This window comes from Streptococcus sp. 5004 (genome assembly GCF_013276755.1).
Classification (GTDB): Bacteria; Bacillota; Bacilli; order Lactobacillales; family Streptococcaceae; genus Streptococcus.
In genome coordinates this window covers 1-15,274 of record NZ_VMLP01000016.1, presented here as the reverse complement: position 1 = coordinate 15,274, position 15,274 = coordinate 1, and the positions used below count along the sequence as shown (strand labels likewise).

The 15,274-nt window shown below is 41.3% G+C and carries 13 protein-coding genes; 8 read left to right on the top strand and 5 right to left on the bottom strand.

The window, feature by feature from the left end; genetic code table 11:
- The first annotated feature begins 8 nt into the window (after nt 1-8).
- From HT685_RS05810 to HT685_RS05785, 6 genes are all read left to right on the top strand, one after another.
- A complete protein-coding gene (locus tag HT685_RS05810) occupies nt 9-833 on the top strand; it encodes an ABC transporter ATP-binding protein (RefSeq protein WP_033679531.1) in 825 nt (274 codons plus the stop codon).
- Nucleotides 826-1,524, top strand: a complete 699-nt coding sequence (locus HT685_RS05805; RefSeq protein ID WP_173224757.1) for an ABC transporter permease — start codon at nt 826-828, stop codon at nt 1,522-1,524. The genes HT685_RS05810 and HT685_RS05805 overlap by 8 nt, the downstream gene beginning before the upstream one ends.
- 9 nt (nt 1,525-1,533) lie before the next feature.
- On the top strand, nt 1,534-2,175 hold the full coding sequence (locus tag HT685_RS05800) for a type II CAAX endopeptidase family protein (RefSeq protein WP_173224760.1): 642 nt from the start codon (nt 1,534-1,536) through the stop codon (nt 2,173-2,175).
- A 17-nt stretch (nt 2,176-2,192) separates the two neighbouring features.
- Nucleotides 2,193-2,423 carry a hypothetical protein gene (locus HT685_RS05795; RefSeq protein ID WP_000832185.1) on the top strand — a complete coding sequence of 77 codons (231 nt, stop codon included), beginning with the start codon at nt 2,193-2,195 and terminating at the stop codon, nt 2,421-2,423.
- A 155-nt stretch (nt 2,424-2,578) separates the two neighbouring features.
- The gene (aspS, locus tag HT685_RS05790) at nt 2,579-4,342 is read left to right on the top strand and encodes an aspartate--tRNA ligase (protein ID WP_084887285.1); all 1,764 of its coding nucleotides are present in this window, start codon (nt 2,579-2,581) and stop codon (nt 4,340-4,342) included.
- On the top strand, nt 4,320-5,261 hold the full coding sequence (locus HT685_RS05785) for a YitT family protein (protein WP_112444813.1): 942 nt from the start codon (nt 4,320-4,322) through the stop codon (nt 5,259-5,261). Before aspS ends, HT685_RS05785 begins: the two co-directional genes overlap by 23 nt.
- Nucleotides 5,262-5,289: 28 nt before the next feature.
- Here the strand turns inward: HT685_RS05785 and HT685_RS05780 are convergent, their stop codons facing one another.
- The 5 genes from HT685_RS05780 to HT685_RS05760 form a co-directional block, all read right to left on the bottom strand.
- The gene (locus HT685_RS05780; RefSeq protein WP_050261020.1) at nt 5,290-6,276 is read right to left on the bottom strand and encodes a LacI family DNA-binding transcriptional regulator; all 987 of its coding nucleotides are present in this window, start codon (nt 6,274-6,276) and stop codon (nt 5,290-5,292) included.
- 9 nt (nt 6,277-6,285) lie between these two features.
- Complete coding sequence (locus HT685_RS05775) at nt 6,286-7,086, bottom strand: DUF1189 domain-containing protein (protein ID WP_173224764.1); 801 nt, start codon at nt 7,084-7,086, stop codon at nt 6,286-6,288.
- Nucleotides 7,087-7,347: 261 nt separating this feature from the next.
- Nucleotides 7,348-8,190: a sugar ABC transporter permease gene (locus HT685_RS05770; RefSeq protein WP_119946937.1), complete on the bottom strand. Its 843-nt coding sequence runs from the start codon at nt 8,188-8,190 to the stop codon at nt 7,348-7,350.
- Nucleotide 8,191: 1 nt separating this feature from the next.
- On the bottom strand, nt 8,192-9,484 hold the full coding sequence (locus tag HT685_RS05765) for a sugar ABC transporter permease (RefSeq protein ID WP_173224767.1): 1,293 nt from the start codon (nt 9,482-9,484) through the stop codon (nt 8,192-8,194).
- A 110-nt stretch (nt 9,485-9,594) separates the two neighbouring features.
- Nucleotides 9,595-10,866 (bottom strand): maltodextrin ABC transporter substrate-binding protein, encoded by a 1,272-nt coding sequence (locus tag HT685_RS05760; protein ID WP_173224770.1) that lies wholly within the window; start codon nt 10,864-10,866, stop codon nt 9,595-9,597.
- 553 nt (nt 10,867-11,419) lie between these two features.
- On the opposite strand from HT685_RS05760, the gene malQ reads away from it, so the two are divergent.
- The gene (gene malQ, locus HT685_RS05755) at nt 11,420-12,937 is read left to right on the top strand and encodes a 4-alpha-glucanotransferase (protein WP_173278970.1); all 1,518 of its coding nucleotides are present in this window, start codon (nt 11,420-11,422) and stop codon (nt 12,935-12,937) included.
- Between the two features lie 25 nt (nt 12,938-12,962).
- Nucleotides 12,963-15,221, top strand: coding sequence for a glycogen/starch/alpha-glucan family phosphorylase (gene glgP, locus HT685_RS05750; protein WP_173278969.1), 2,259 nt, complete (start codon nt 12,963-12,965; stop codon nt 15,219-15,221).
- The last annotated feature ends 53 nt before the right edge of the window (nt 15,222-15,274 follow it).

Here is a 15,274-nt window from a genome sequence, read left to right as displayed (position 1 = left end):
GAGTTTCTATGATTCGTGTTGAAAATGTAAGCAAAAGTTTTGGGAGCAAAAAAGCTCTTCATCAGATTTCTTTTGAGATTAAGGAGGGAGAAATCTTTGGTTTTCTTGGCCCTTCTGGCTCAGGTAAAACAACCATGATCAATGTCTTGACAGGTCAGTTGGCTGCAGATCAAGGTAAAACAGTTTTGTTAGGCAAGAATTCTCAAGATTTAACCTCAAATGATTTGGAACAAATTGGTATTGTTAGTGATGGAAGTGGTTTTTATGAAAAGATGAGTCTTTACAAAAATCTTCTCATCTATGCTAAGTTATATGGTCTCAAGTCAGATAGAGTAAATCAGGTGCTCCAACAGGTTGGATTGGCAGATGCTAAAGATATTATCGCAGAAAAGTTATCTACTGGAATGAAACAACGAATGTTCTTGGCCCGTGCCCTTCTTAACGCTCCTAAGATCCTCTTCCTAGATGAGCCAACAAGTGGCTTAGATCCTACAACATCTAAGATGATTCATACCCTACTTCAAGAATTAAAGCAGGCGGGGACAACTATCTTTCTGACCACGCATGATATGCATGAAGCAACTCTGCTTTGTGATCGCTTATCTCTTTTAAATAAGGGAAACTTAATAGAGTATGGAAGTCCGCAAGATATTATCCAGAAGTACCATGTGGATAAGAAAGTACGTGTAGCTTATAAAGATGGACGAGAACAGATAGTTTCATTTGAAGAATTACCACATTTAGACACGACAGATTTGATGGTGGTTCACTCTTGTGAGCCGACTTTAGAAGAGATCTTTATCAGATTAACAGGAGAAAAGTTAGATGTTTAGAAAATTAAATGCCCTACTATGGTTAAGAGTGCAAGTTCTTATTAGCAATTCAACTTTGTTAGCGACTTTATTGATGCCTTTTGGTATTGCTGTTTTATATAACGAATTCATGAATAAGAATGGAGAATTGAGTATGTTTCTCCTCTCTACGAGTTTGACCATGGTCTTGAGTATGGGAAGTGGTTATATGGTATCGATTATGATGGCAGAAGATAAGGAAAAACGAAATCTGAAATCACTCATCCTAAGTGGTGTGACAGCAACAGAATATACTTTCAGTATGCTTGTTCTCCCTATTCTGATAATGTTACTTGCTATGATTGTACTTCCCATCTATCTTAGAGTAGATGTATCGGGTTATTTAGTTGCCTACGTTATCTATTTGGTCTTAGCAACTATTAGTGTTATTTTTCTCAACCTTCTAATCGGTGCGGTGTCAGATACTCAATCTAAAGCGCAAGTTTATAGTATCTTCCCTATGCTAATCGTATCTTTTTTACCCATAATTGCTCTTCAAAATGATACGGCTCAGAAAGTGTTGGATTACTCGTTCGTTGGTCCTATTGTAAATCTTTTAAATAAAAAAGGTGGGGAAATATCTTTTTCTAATATTGGTATGTTACTTGCCTGGGTACTTGTGTTAGGAATAGCGAACCTCTTTGTATTGAAAAACAGTTATAAAGCAAGATAGGAGAACTTTATGAAACTACTTAAAAACCTTGGCTGGTTTTTTCTAGCCCTTCTATCCTTTTTATTCATCTATGGCTTCATTCAGGGGCTCGCGACTACTTCGCTTGCCTTAGGCGCTTCACCCTATGCTGTTACCCTACTCTATGTGGCCTTGGCTGGAGTTTATGTGTACGGTATTTACAAATGGTATCAGAAAGGTCCTGTTCGTATTGAGAAGAGTGGCTTCAACCGATTTATTTGGGTTCCTGCCTTGGTTTGGTTCTTATCTCTGGTTGTCCAGTTTTTCTTGCCAAATGACCCTTCAGTAAATCAGCAAATAGCGATAGACTTGACCTTGTCTCAACCACTTTTCTCATTCTTTGCGGTCGTTATTTTTGCTCCTTTGACGGAAGAACTTATCTTTAGAGGGATGTTAGCACGCTACCTCTTTCCTAAGCAGGACAATAGTAAACAAACTCTGATTTTTCTTCTGGTATCCAGTGTTCTGTTTACCTTGATTCATTTCCCAGGTGATGTGCAACAATTTTTTGTCTATTTTAGCCTTGGTTTTAGTTTGGGATTGGCCTATATTAGCAGAAAAGGTCTGGTCTACAGTATTTCTCTCCACGCTTTGAATAATTTAGTCGGCTTTTTGATGATACTCATGCTATAATAGAGTCAGGAGGTCACATGAAACGAGTAATTTTATTAGCAGTGATTCAAGCAGTTGTTCTATTTTTCATCATTGGGGCGCTAGCTTATGCCTTTAAGGGCGATTTCTTCTACAACTATCTAGCAGTTGTCTTTGCCCCTATTGCAGGTGTCTTGCGCTTTGGGACAGCTTATACAACAGAAATTGTCTTGCCTCGAAAGGCAGCCGAAATCGCTGAAAAGCGTAAAGCAGGCAACAATTCAAAATAAAAGAGTCCGGTGAACTTCATCGGATTTTTTGTATGGGCGCTAATTTTTAGGGACTTTACCTGATTTTTAAAGACTGGCAAACTTTTCTGCTGATTTTCATGAAGAGCCTGCGCTTTTATGGTAAAATAGTAACAGAATAAAAGAGGAGAGAAAACATGAAACGTAGTATGTATGCTGGTCGTGTTCGTGAGGAACACATCGGACAAGAAATAACCTTGAAAGGATGGGTTGGCCGTCGTCGTGACCTCGGTGGTTTGATCTTTATCGACCTTCGTGACCGTGAAGGAATCATGCAGTTGGTTATCAACCCTGAAAAAGTTTCTGCTGAGGTCATGGCAACAGCTGAAAGCCTTCGTAGCGAATTTGTTATCGAGGTGACTGGTCAGGTCGCTGCGCGTGAGCAAGCCAATGATAAGTTGCCAACTGGTGCCGTCGAGTTGAACGTGACGGCTTTGACAGTGCTTAATACAGCTAAGACAACACCATTTGAGATTAAGGATGGCATTGAGGCCAATGACGATACGCGTTTGCGTTACCGTTACCTTGACCTTCGTCGCCCAGAAATGTTGGAAAATCTTAAACTTCGTGCTAAGGTGACCCACTCTATCCGCAACTACTTGGATGAGTTGGAGTTTATCGACGTGGAGACACCATTCCTTTCTAAGTCAACGCCAGAAGGGGCGCGTGACTACTTGGTGCCATCTCGTGTTAATAAAGGGCATTTCTATGCTCTTCCTCAAAGTCCACAAATCACGAAACAGCTCTTGATGAATGCTGGTTTTGACCGCTACTACCAAATCGTCAAATGTTTCCGTGATGAGGACTTGCGTGGTGACCGCCAGCCTGAGTTCACTCAGGTCGACTTGGAAACGTCTTTCCTTACTGAGCAAGAAATCCAAGATATCACAGAAGGTTTGATTGCGCGCGTCATGAAGGAAACAAAAGGCATTGAAGTCACTCTGCCTTTCCCTCGTATGAAATACGATGATGCGATGGCTCTTTACGGTTCTGACAAGCCAGATACCCGTTTTGACATGTTGCTTCAGGACTTGACAGAAGTGGTCAAAGGTGTAGACTTTAAAGTCTTTTCAGAAGCACCTGCTGTAAAAGCAATTGTAGTCAAAGGCGCTGCGGACAACTATTCACGTAAAGACATCGACAAGATGACAGAAGTAGCCAAACAATATGGTGCCAAAGGCCTTGCTTGGGTCAAGGTGGTTGATGGAGAATTAAACGGACCAGTTGCCAAGTTCTTGACAGGCATCCAAGCAGAATTGACAACAGCGCTTGCTCTTGAAGATAAGGACTTGGTTCTCTTTGTGGCGGATACGCTTGAGGTAGCAAATGCAACGCTTGGTGCCCTGCGTGGACGTATCGCCAAAGAGCTTGGTTTGATTGATAATGATAAGTTCAACTTCCTTTGGGTGGTTGACTGGCCAATGTTTGAATGGTCTGAAGAAGAAGGTCGTTACATGAGCGCCCACCATCCATTCACTCTTCCACAGGAAGAGACAGCTCACGAATTAGAAGGTGATTTGGCTAAGGTTCGTGCCATTGCTTACGATATCGTCTTGAACGGTTATGAGCTTGGTGGTGGTAGCCTCCGTATCAACCAAAAAGACCTTCAAGAACGCATGTTCAAGGCTCTTGGTTTCTCAGCTGAAGAAGCAAATGACCAGTTTGGCTTCCTTCTTGAAGCCATGGACTATGGTTTCCCACCACACGGTGGCTTGGCTATCGGGCTTGACCGATTTGTCATGTTGCTTGCAGGAGAAGAAAATATCCGTGAAGTCATTGCCTTCCCTAAGAACAACAAGGCAACTGACCCAATGACACAAGCTCCTTCAACAGTAGCTCTCAAACAACTAGAGGAACTCAGCTTACAAGTAGAAGAAGATGAAACAAGCAAAACGAATTAAGCGGTGGCGCTATTATCTGCGCCGCTTTGCTTATCAGATAAAAATTTTACGTGTCTTACAAAGTATCTCTCGGGAAAAATATGACGAGAAGATTTCAGCTTCTCTGGTATATGGTTTTCTATCAGCAGTAGCGGTCAATTTCTTTTTCCAACCAGGGCATGTGTATTCGAGTGGTGCGACAGGTCTGGCACAGATTATCTCTGCCTTGAGTAATCACTGGTTTGGTTTTCACATTCCGATTTCGCTGACCTTCTACGCCATTAATTTTCCTTTGATGGTCTTGGCTTGGTATCAGATTGGCCATAAGTTCACCGTCTTTACCTTTATCACGGTATCCATGAGTTCCTTCTTTATCCAGTTTGTCCCTGTGGCGACCTTGACGGAGGATCCTATTATCAATGCCCTTTTTGGGGGTGTTGTCATGGGCTTGGGGATTGGTTTTGCTCTTCGCAACAATATCTCCAGTGGTGGGACGGATATCGTCAGTCTGACCATTCGCAAGAAAACAGGTAAGAATGTCGGCAGTATTTCTTTCTTAGTAAATGGGACCATCATGCTGATAGCAGGTTTGACTTTTGGTTGGAAATACGCTCTTTACTCTATGATTACCATCTTTGTCTCTAGCCGTGTGACAGATGCGGTCTTTACCAAGCAAAAACGCATGCAGGCCATGATTGTGACCAATCATCCAGACAAGGTAATTGAAAAAATCCATAAAAAATTGCACCGCGGAGCAACCATGATCCACGATGCAGAAGGAACCTATAATCACGAGAGAAAGGCAGTTTTAATTACTGTCATTACACGTGCAGAGTTTAATGAATTTAAACAGATTATGACACAAGTGGATCCAGGCGCCTTTGTCTCTGTATCTGAGAATGTTCATATTCTGGGACGATTCGTTGAAACAGAAAATTAGTGATAAAAAAACCAGCGCGAACTGGTTTTTATTTTTCAATAATTTTGTGGGCGATTAACTGACGGTAGCAGATTTGTCTATTTTCTTTAGAATCATTGATGATGCAGAGAATAGTTTCTAAAGAAGTGCGTCCGAGGGCTAGGCTATTGATATCTATATAGGCTGCTAAATTGAGCTTGGGATTGACTGAGTCAAAGCTGAGAACAGGGACATCCAGTTGGTGCTTAGCGATGTAGTCACAGACCCCTTCAGCTAGGAGGCTATCGGTTGTGATGATGGCATCAATTTGTGGATCGTGCTTGAATAATCGCTTGCTAAATTTATAGCCCTTTTCTTCCAGAAACTCGTCTGCAAAGTAGATGCGATTGGTGTCAGTGGTAAGTTTGTAATGTTTAAGCGCCTGTTCATAGCCTGTTAAACGGTCTTTGGTCACGAAGAGCTTTTTACTTCCTCCGATAAAGGCAATGCGTTTGCAGCCTTTTTTGATGAAATATTCGGTTGCATCAAAACCAGCTTGAACATTATCGTTGTCGACAAGTGGGATGAAAGGAGATAGAGATTTACCTAAGATAAGGAAGGGGAACTGTTCTTCTGCTACGAGTTTTACGAGAGGGTCTTCTTCTTGGGCATAGAGAAAGATTAGCCCATCTACACGCTTGCCGTAGACCATTTGTGAAATAGCGTTGAGACGCTCCTTCTCATCTTTTCCTGTTGCTATCTGAATGGCATAGTGATTTTCAGATGCGACTTGAGAGATGCCGCGTAGAACCGATGGAAAGAAAGGATTCTGGTAGAAGGCATCTGAGTCATCAGGAAGAACTAAGCCGATAACTTGCGTATAACTGCTTACCAAGCTGCGAGCATTGAGGTTGGGATGGTAGTTGAGTTCCTTCATAGCCTTGCGAACGCGTTTTTTTGTTTCGTCGCTAATGGTTGATTTATTTTGAATAACACGGGTTACGGTTGAAGGCGAAACACCAGCAGCCTTGGCCACGTCTTTAATCGTAACGGGCATAAAAATCTCCTATTTATGGTAATCTGGATCACGGAAATGTGTTTTATAAAAGATAGTGACCAGATAAAGGACAAAAAGAATGTTTTGTACAGTGATGAGGGTTGTCATATTTTGACCAAATAGTCCCAAAATAAGTGTAATCAGAGTTGGTAATCCTAAACAGTTCAAGATAAAATGGTAGCACTCTTTAAAGGTTCTAAATGAAAAGAGGCGTGATTTCTTAGTGATATAAAGGAGAAGACTAGCTCCTAGAGAGACAATGAAGAAATTCAAACCAAAGAGGAAGCTCGCACCGAGAACTAGGAAGAGACTGATATAGACACGATTTTGTTGGTACCAGTCTTTAGAAATCGCTTGGGTCAAGCTGTCTTTGCTTTTGAAACTCTCAGTCTGAATAGCTCGGTAATAGATGCGTGTCAACTCTTTACTTTCCTTGCTGATGACCAGTTCTTTTGTGTCGAAATGCAGTTGCAAGTCCTTAGGTAATTCCTTGCTTTGACTGGGGCCAATCACAAGAGAAGGCGCTTGACTAGCTGTTCCTGTATAAGTTAATTTACCATCAACAATTGCAGCATGCTCAGAGAGATCCCGGACAACCTCATCTGTCAATGGTTCATAGACATTATCGATGAAGGTTTCTAGCGGATAAGTCTCTTGGGAGCTGTTTTGGATGGCAATGGGTACCATAGACAAGCTGATAAGGAAGACACTGGTAAAGAGAAGCTGAAACCAGTTGAGTCCGAAACGTTTGGACAGGGGCTTACGAAATCCCCAAATACTTGAAAAATAGGAAAATGGATATGGAAGCATAGGTATCTTTCTAAAAGGTGTTTTCTATATGAGTATTATTATATAGAGAAATGCGCTTTATTTCAAGTCTAGGAGAAAAATTGCTTGTTGTAAGGATATTACTTACAGTAACAATCGTTAATACTTAATGAAAATCACAGAGCAAACTAGGAAGCTAACCACAGGTTGCTCAAAACACTGTTTTGAGGTTGCAGATGGAAGCTGACGTGGTTTGAAGAGATTTTAGAAGAGTATAAAATGAAAAAGGGTGGCGGGGATATATTATCCCTTGTCGCCACCACTTGTAAGTCCTGAAACAAAGTTCTTTTGTAGGAAGAAGAAGAGAATACTGATCGGAAGGGCGATGAGGATAGCACCTGCTGAGAAGTAGGCAATCTTCAAGTTCTTCGCATTGTTAACGAAGGTTTGGAGACCAACGGCAACAGTAAAGTATTCTTTCTCACGAAGCAAGAAACTAGAGAGGATGTAGTCCCCAAAAGGTCCCATGAAGGCCCAGAGAGCTTGTACGGCAACCATTGGGCGAACAAGTGGAAGAACAATTTGCCAGAAGCGGCGGAAGTGTCCTGCACCGTCTAGTTTTGCAGATTCGTCTAAAGACATTGGTACTGTATCGAAGTAGCCTTTCATGAGCCAAGCATTCATCGGGATACCACCACCAACGTAGAGGAAGATGAGGAACCAGCTGTGGTTAAGGGCGTTCAACATAAGCGCCATAACGAAGAAGGCTGTCAAAGCGGCCATGGTTGGCACCATTTGGATAATCAAGAAGAAGACCAAACTTTGCTTACGGGCCAAGAAGTTGTAACGGCTGTAAGCATAACCAGCAAGTACGATGATACTTGTTTGAACAGCCATGGTAATTAAGGCGATGATCAAAGTGTTGAGGTACCAAGTACCGTACAAGGTTTCAGTGAAAAGGCCTTTAAAGTTATCAAAGTTGAGGTCGATGTTAGTATCTAGTTTAAAGGCTGAGACGTTACCTGCTTTAAAGGCTGACATGATGGTAATCAACAGTGGATAGATAATCACGATTGAGAGACCAATCAAGTAGAGGTAAGTAAGGGTTTGAGTCAGTCTACGTTTGAGTTTAATTGAGTTATTCATCTTAGACGTCCTCCATATCAAATGCGTGTAGTTTCTTGAATGCGATCATAGAGATTGAGATGACAATGATAGAGATAATCAAAGTAACAGCTGCCGCCATTGAGTATTGAGGAGATGTACCTGTTGTCAAACGGTAAATCCATGAGATCAAGATATCGGTTGAACCAGCTCCACCACCGACACTACCAGGACCTCCACCATTGAAGAGGTACATGATAGAGAAGTTGTTAAAGTTGAAGGTGTATTGACTAATCAAAGTAGGTGCCGCAACAGCCAAGATCATTGGGAAAGTGATGTTGCGGAATTTTTGCCAAGCATTAGCACCGTCAATATAAGCTGCTTCGTAAAGGTCGTTAGGAATAGATTGCAAGATACCCAAAGTCAAAACGTAGATGTATGGGAATCCGAGCCAACCTTGCATCATAATCAAGGCAATCTTAGTCCAAGTTGGGTCTGTTTTCCAAGGTATAAGAGCCCCATCAAGGAAAGGAAGGAATTTAGCAAAGATTGGCAATACTTGAGTGTTGATAGCTCCGACACTATCGTTAAACATGTTTGAGAATGTCAAGATAGTGATGAAGGCTGGAACAGCCCAAGGAAGAAGGAAAATAACACCAAAGATACGTTTTCCTTTGATAAATGGTTGGTTAGCAATGATAGCTGTGAAGATACCTATTACGATTTGTAAAGTAGAAGCTGCCAAAGCCCAGATGATAGTCCAAGAAAGAACAGCACCAAAGGCAGAACGGAAGGTACTCAAACTCCAGATATTACTAAAGTTTGTTAAACCAACCCAGTCCAATAATTTGTTTGGTGGTAAGTGTTGGAAGTCATAGTTAGTAAAGGCGATCATCAAGGTTACGATAACTGGGAAGATAATCGCGAAGGTCATGGCAACATAAGATGGAATGATCAAGAGGTAAGGGAAGCCATTTTCATAGATTCCTTTGATCATGTCCTTGAGTGTACGTGGAACTGGAATACCATTGTTAATGCGTTTTGCAATCGTATGTGCATCTTTGATATTTGCGAAATAAAAGAGTACATAAACGACTACAAAGATTAAATGGAAGGCACCACGAATCAGCATAAAGAGGGAATTGTCACGACCTGGCTTGTCACCAAGAGTGATGAGGTTGCTCAATTCAGGGGCTGCAAGTGCTAGGAAGTAAAGGACAAATACGATGGTTACACCAAGGAAGATAAAACCTTTGGCTTTTTGTTTATTGTAAATCTGTCCTAACCCAGGAATGATAGACAGCAGGGCTGCTTTACTAGGTTGTTGCTTTTCCATAATAACTCCTTTCATAGGATACTGCTTTTTTATAAGAAAGCTAAATTATTTGTGTCTCTATTGATAAATTCAAAGGGGGATTTGAATTCCACCCCCCTTGAACAAATTTGTTATTCACCAAATTTTTGTTTGATTGTTTCTTTAATCAATGTTACAGCATCGTTAGCAGATGTTTTCGCATCTTTTTGACCACTTACAGCATCAAAGAGCATGTTTTTCGCTGGATCCCAAACTGCAGACATTTGAGAGATGTTTGGCAGTGGCTGAGTGCTCTTGAACTGTTTGATAACAGCTGTTGTCAACTCATCGTTTTTACCTTCAGCGTATGAACGAGCTTCAGTATTAGCTGGGATTTCATTAGTCTTATCGTATAAGGCTTTTTGTTGTTCAGTTGAAACAAGGAAGTCTACAAATTTTTGTGCGGCTTCAAGGTTCTTAACGGCTTGAGGGATGACCCAGGCTTTACCACCACCGAATGCAGCATATTCTTTTCCATTTGGAAGAGTTGGAATAGTTGCAACTCCGTAGTTTACTTTAGCATCTTTGAAAGCTTGAGCTTTCCAAGGTCCGTCGATGATAGCAGCTGTTTTACCTTCTTGGAAATGAGTTTGGATCAAGTTTCCAGCACCTTCTGTATCTTGCATACCTTTAGGCCATTTTTCATACCAAGATTTAGCGTAGTTGATACCTGCGATAGAACCGTCGTTGGCAAGACCGATGTCTTTAGGATCTTTACCATTTTGACCGAATACGTATCCGCCGTTACCAGCAAGAAGTCCGTATGCATAGTAGAAGTTTGTCCAGTCAGCTAGGAAGGCAGTAGTTTTGCCATCTTCTCCAGCGAAGGCATATTTGCTATCTTTAGCAAGGTTTTCCAAGTCAGCAAATGTTTTTGGAGCATCTTTTACCAAGTCTTTGTTGTAGTACATAACAAGTGACTCGATAACGGCAGGAGCACCGTAAACTTTACCATTAGCAGCGGTTACAAGAGATTTAGTTGTGTCGTCTGTTTTAGCACCATCGCTCAATTTCACTTCTGAAAGTTGTCCGTCAGAACCAAGGCTACCTACACGGTCGTATGGAGCCATCATAATATCAGGGACATTACCAGATTGGTTGTCAAGTGAAAGTTTATCAAGACCTCCTAGAGCATCACCAGTTTTAAGAGTAATTTTTACGCCAGCTTCTTTTTCATAAGCTTTAGCAATCTCTTCAATATAGCTCTTATATCCTTCGTCTACATATACAGTGAGTTCTTTGGCTTCAGATGAACCAGAATCAGCAGGCTTATCAGCAGTTTTGCTTCCGCAAGCTACCAAAAGCAAGCTAGCAAGTGTAACAGTTCCAAGCACAGCAGCGCTCTTCGTGAATTTAGATGACATAGTGTATTCCTCCTAAAGAATAACAAGTTTTATTGACAAGAAAAACGCAAACGTTTTCCTTTATGAGCTTAGTATAGCACAAATAGAAAACGGTTGCAAGTGTTTTTGTCAAAAATTTTAAAAAATTTTTAAGCTTGATTTGATAGCATGATTTTGCTTTTTAATAGAAGAAAAGTGTGAAATAGATAAGAATACAGTATTTTTAATAAAAAATAGATGGAATCTGTCTAAAGAGGGAAATCAGGAGGGGTACCTCCCTGTTTCTAATCCCTATCTATTTTCTATAGACCTTTGTGTCTTTTTGCATATAAATCCAAGCTTCCTGAAGGAGGATTTGCACCTTGTAGACTGTTCTGTGAGAGTCAAATTTTAGGATTAGATAGTTTTCAGTTATCTTTGCTAAAATGGGTTAGTCTCCTTAAAAATAATCAAAAAAGTTTTTTAAAAACGCTTGCAATTATGCTTGAAAAGGAGTATACTTATAAGTAGCGCAAACGTTTGCGTCTGCAAAAATACGCAACGTTCCATTAATTTTAACACATGAGGTGCTATTATGAAAAAACGTCAAAGTGGTGTGTTGATGCACATCTCTTCTCTCCCAGGAGCCTACGGGATCGGATCATTTGGTCAAAGTGCTTACGACTTCGTTGATTTCTTGGTCCGTACAAAACAACGTTACTGGCAAATCCTTCCATTAGGAACAACTAGTTACGGAGATTCTCCTTACCAGTCTTTCTCAGCCTTCGCAGGAAACACTCATTTTATCGATTTGGATATCTTGGTGGAGCAAGGTTTATTGGAAGCAAGTGACTTTGAAGGAGTTGACTTTGGTAGCGATGCGTCTGAAGTTGATTATGCGAAAATCTACTATGCACGTCGTCCTCTTTTAGAAAAAGCGGTAAAACGTTTCTTGGAAGTAGGAGATGTTAAAGATTTTGAGAAATTTGCTCAAGACAACCAATCATGGCTTGAACTCTTTGCAGAGTATATGGCTATCAAAGAGCATTTTGACAATCTTGCTTGGACTGAATGGCCAGATGCAGATGCTCGTGCTCGTAAAGCTTCAGCACTTGAAAGCTATCGTGAGCAATTAGCAGACAAGTTGGTTTACCACCGTGTGACTCAATACTTCTTCTTCCAACAATGGTTGAAATTGAAAGCTTATGCTAACGACAACCACATTGAAATCGTTGGGGACATGCCAATCTACGTAGCGGAAGATTCAAGCGATATGTGGGCAAATCCACATCTCTTCAAGACAGATGTCAACGGTAAGGCGACTTGCATCGCAGGATGCCCACCAGATGAATTTTCTGCAACTGGTCAGCTTTGGGGTAACCCAATCTATGACTGGGAAGCAATGGACAAAGACGGCTACAAATGGTGGATTGAACGCTTGCGTGAAAGCTTCAAAATCTACGACATCGTTCGTATCGACCACTTCCGTGGTTTCGAATCTTACTGGGAAATCCCTGCTGGTTCCGATACAGCAGCACCTGGTGAGTGGGTCAAAGGTCCTGGCTACAAGCTTTTTGCAGCCGTTAAGGAAGAACTTGGTGAGCTAAACATCATCGCAGAAGACCTTGGTTTCATGACAGATGAAGTTATCGAATTGCGTGAACGTACTGGATTCCCAGGAATGAAGATTCTTCAATTTGCCTTCAACCCAGAAGACGAAAGTATCGATAGCCCACACTTGGCACCTGCTAACTCAGTTATGTACACAGGAACTCACGATAACAATACAGTTCTTGGTTGGTACCGTAACGAGATTGATGATGCGACTCGTGAGTACATGGCTCGCTACACTAACCGTAAAGAATACGAAACAGTGACGCATGCTATGCTTCGTACAGTCTTTTCATCAGTTAGCTTCATGGCAATTGCAACTATGCAAGATTTGCTAGAATTGGATGAGACAGCTCGTATGAACTTCCCATCTACCCTTGGTGGAAACTGGTCTTGGCGTATGACTGAAGATCAATTGACACCAGCTGTCGAGGAAGGTTTGCTTGACTTGACAACAATCTATCGCCGAATCAATGAAAATTTGGTAGAATTAAAGAAATAATACAATATCAGGAGACATCTTAAACATGTTATCACTACAAGAATTTGTACAAAATCGTTACAATAAAACCATTGCAGAATGTAGCAATGAAGAGCTTTACCTTGCTCTTCTTAACTACAGCAAGCTTGCAAGCAGCCAAAAACCAGTTAACACTGGTAAGAAAAAAGTTTACTACATCTCGGCTGAGTTCTTGATTGGTAAACTCTTGTCAAACAACTTGATCAACCTTGGACTTTACGACGATGTCAAAAAAGAACTTGCAGCTGCAGGTAAAGACTTGATCGAAGTTGAAGAAGTTGAATTGGAACCATCTCTTGGTAATGGTGGTTTGGGACGTTTGGCTGCCTGCTTTATCGACTCAATTGCTACTCTTGGTTTGAATGGTGACGGTGTTGGTCTTAACTACCACTTTGGTCTTTTCCAACAAGTTCTTAAAGACAACCAACAAGAAACAATTCCAAATGCATGGTTGACAGAGCAAAACTGGTTGGTTCGCTCAAGCCGTAGCTACCAAGTACCATTTGCAGACTTTACTTTGACATCAACTCTTTATGATATTGATGTACCTGGTTACAAGACAGAAACGAAGAACCGCTTGCGTTTGTTTGACTTGGATTCAGTTGATTCTTCTATTATTAAAGACGGCATCAGCTTTGACAAGACAGATATTGCTCGCAACTTGACTCTCTTCCTTTACCCAGATGATAGTGACCGTCAAGGTGAATTGCTCCGTATCTTCCAACAATACTTCATGGTTTCAAACGGTGCGCAATTGATCATCGACGAAGCAATCGAAAAAGGAAGCAACTTGCATGACCTTGCTGACTACGCAGTTGTGCAAATCAACGATACTCACCCATCAATGGTGATTCCTGAATTGATCCGTCTTTTGACTGCACGTGGTATCGAACTTGACGAAGCAATCTCAATCGTTCGTAGCATGACTGCCTACACTAACCACACAATCCTTGCTGAAGCCCTTGAAAAATGGCCTCTTGAATTCTTGCAAGAAGTGGTTCCTCACTTGGTACCAATCATCGAAGAATTGGACCGTCGCGTGAAAGCAGAAGTGAAAGATCCAGCTGTTCAAATTATCGATGAGAGCGGACGTGTTCACATGGCTCACATGGATATCCACTACGGATACAGCGTTAACGGGGTAGCAGCACTCCACACTGAAATCTTGAAAAACTCTGAGTTGAAAGCCTTCTACGACCTTTACCCAGAAAAATTCAACAACAAAACAAACGGTATCACTTTCCGTCGTTGGCTCATGCATGCTAACCCAAGCTTGTCTCACTACTTGGATGAGATTCTTGGAGACGGTTGGCACCATGAAGCAGATGAGCTTGAAAAACTTTTGTCTTATGAAGACAAAGCAGCTGTCAAAGAAAAATTGGAAAGCATCAAGGCTCACAACAAACGTAAATTGGCTCGTCACTTGAAAGAACACCAAGGTGTGGAAATCAATCCAAACTCTATCTTTGATATCCAAATCAAACGTCTTCACGAGTACAAACGCCAACAAATGAACGCTTTGTACGTCATCCACAAATACCTTGACATCAAAGCTGGTAACATCCCTGCTCGCCCAATCACAATCTTCTTTGGTGGTAAAGCAGCTCCAGCCTACACAATCGCTCAAGACATCATCCACTTGATTCTTTGCATGTCAGAAGTTATTGCTAACGATCCAGCAGTAGCTCCACACTTGCAAGTAGTTATGGTTGAAAACTACAACGTTACTGCAGCAAGCTTCCTTATCCCGGCATGTGATATTTCAGAACAAATCTCACTTGCTTCTAAAGAAGCTTCAGGTACTGGTAACATGAAATTCATGTTGAACGGAGCTTTGACTCTTGGTACTATGGACGGTGCTAACGTGGAAATTGCTGAGTTGGTTGGAGATGAAAACATCTACATCTTCGGTGAAGATTCAGAAACTGTTATCGACCTTTACGCAAAAGCAGCTTACAAATCAAGCGAATTCTACGCTCGTAAAGCTATCAAACCATTGGTTGACTTCATCGTTAGCGATGCAGTTCTTGCAGCTGGAAATAAAGAGCGCTTGGAACGTCTTTACAATGAATTGATCAACAAAGACTGGTTCATGACTCTTCTTGATTTGGAAGACTACATCAACGTCAAAGAGCAAATGTTGGCTGACTACGAAGACCGTGACGCATGGTTGGATAAAGTTATCGTTAACATTTCTAAAGCAGGATTCTTCTCATCTGACCGTACAATTGCTCAGTATAACGAAGATATCTGGCACTTGAACTAATACTCTTCGAAAATCTCTTCAAACCACGTCAGCGTTATCTGCAACCTCAAAGC

Excerpts from the sequence above, each read along its gene's own strand:
- HT685_RS05810 (WP_033679531.1), top strand. The coding sequence starts at position 9 with ATGATTCGTGTTGAAAATGTAAGCAAAAGTTTTGGGAGCAAAAAAGCT.
- HT685_RS05805 (WP_173224757.1), top strand. The coding sequence starts at position 826 with ATGTTTAGAAAATTAAATGCCCTACTATGGTTAAGAGTGCAAGTTCTT.
- HT685_RS05800 (WP_173224760.1), top strand. The coding sequence starts at position 1,534 with ATGAAACTACTTAAAAACCTTGGCTGGTTTTTTCTAGCCCTTCTATCC.
- HT685_RS05795 (WP_000832185.1), top strand. The coding sequence starts at position 2,193 with ATGAAACGAGTAATTTTATTAGCAGTGATTCAAGCAGTTGTTCTATTT.
- aspS (WP_084887285.1), top strand. The coding sequence starts at position 2,579 with ATGAAACGTAGTATGTATGCTGGTCGTGTTCGTGAGGAACACATCGGA.
- HT685_RS05785 (WP_112444813.1), top strand. The coding sequence starts at position 4,320 with ATGAAACAAGCAAAACGAATTAAGCGGTGGCGCTATTATCTGCGCCGC.
- HT685_RS05780 (WP_050261020.1), bottom strand. The coding sequence starts at position 6,276 with ATGCCCGTTACGATTAAAGACGTGGCCAAGGCTGCTGGTGTTTCGCCT.
- HT685_RS05775 (WP_173224764.1), bottom strand. The coding sequence starts at position 7,086 with ATGCTTCCATATCCATTTTCCTATTTTTCAAGTATTTGGGGATTTCGT.
- HT685_RS05770 (WP_119946937.1), bottom strand. The coding sequence starts at position 8,190 with ATGAATAACTCAATTAAACTCAAACGTAGACTGACTCAAACCCTTACT.
- HT685_RS05765 (WP_173224767.1), bottom strand. The coding sequence starts at position 9,484 with ATGGAAAAGCAACAACCTAGTAAAGCAGCCCTGCTGTCTATCATTCCT.
- HT685_RS05760 (WP_173224770.1), bottom strand. The coding sequence starts at position 10,866 with ATGTCATCTAAATTCACGAAGAGCGCTGCTGTGCTTGGAACTGTTACA.
- malQ (WP_173278970.1), top strand. The coding sequence starts at position 11,420 with ATGAAAAAACGTCAAAGTGGTGTGTTGATGCACATCTCTTCTCTCCCA.
- glgP (WP_173278969.1), top strand. The coding sequence starts at position 12,963 with ATGTTATCACTACAAGAATTTGTACAAAATCGTTACAATAAAACCATT.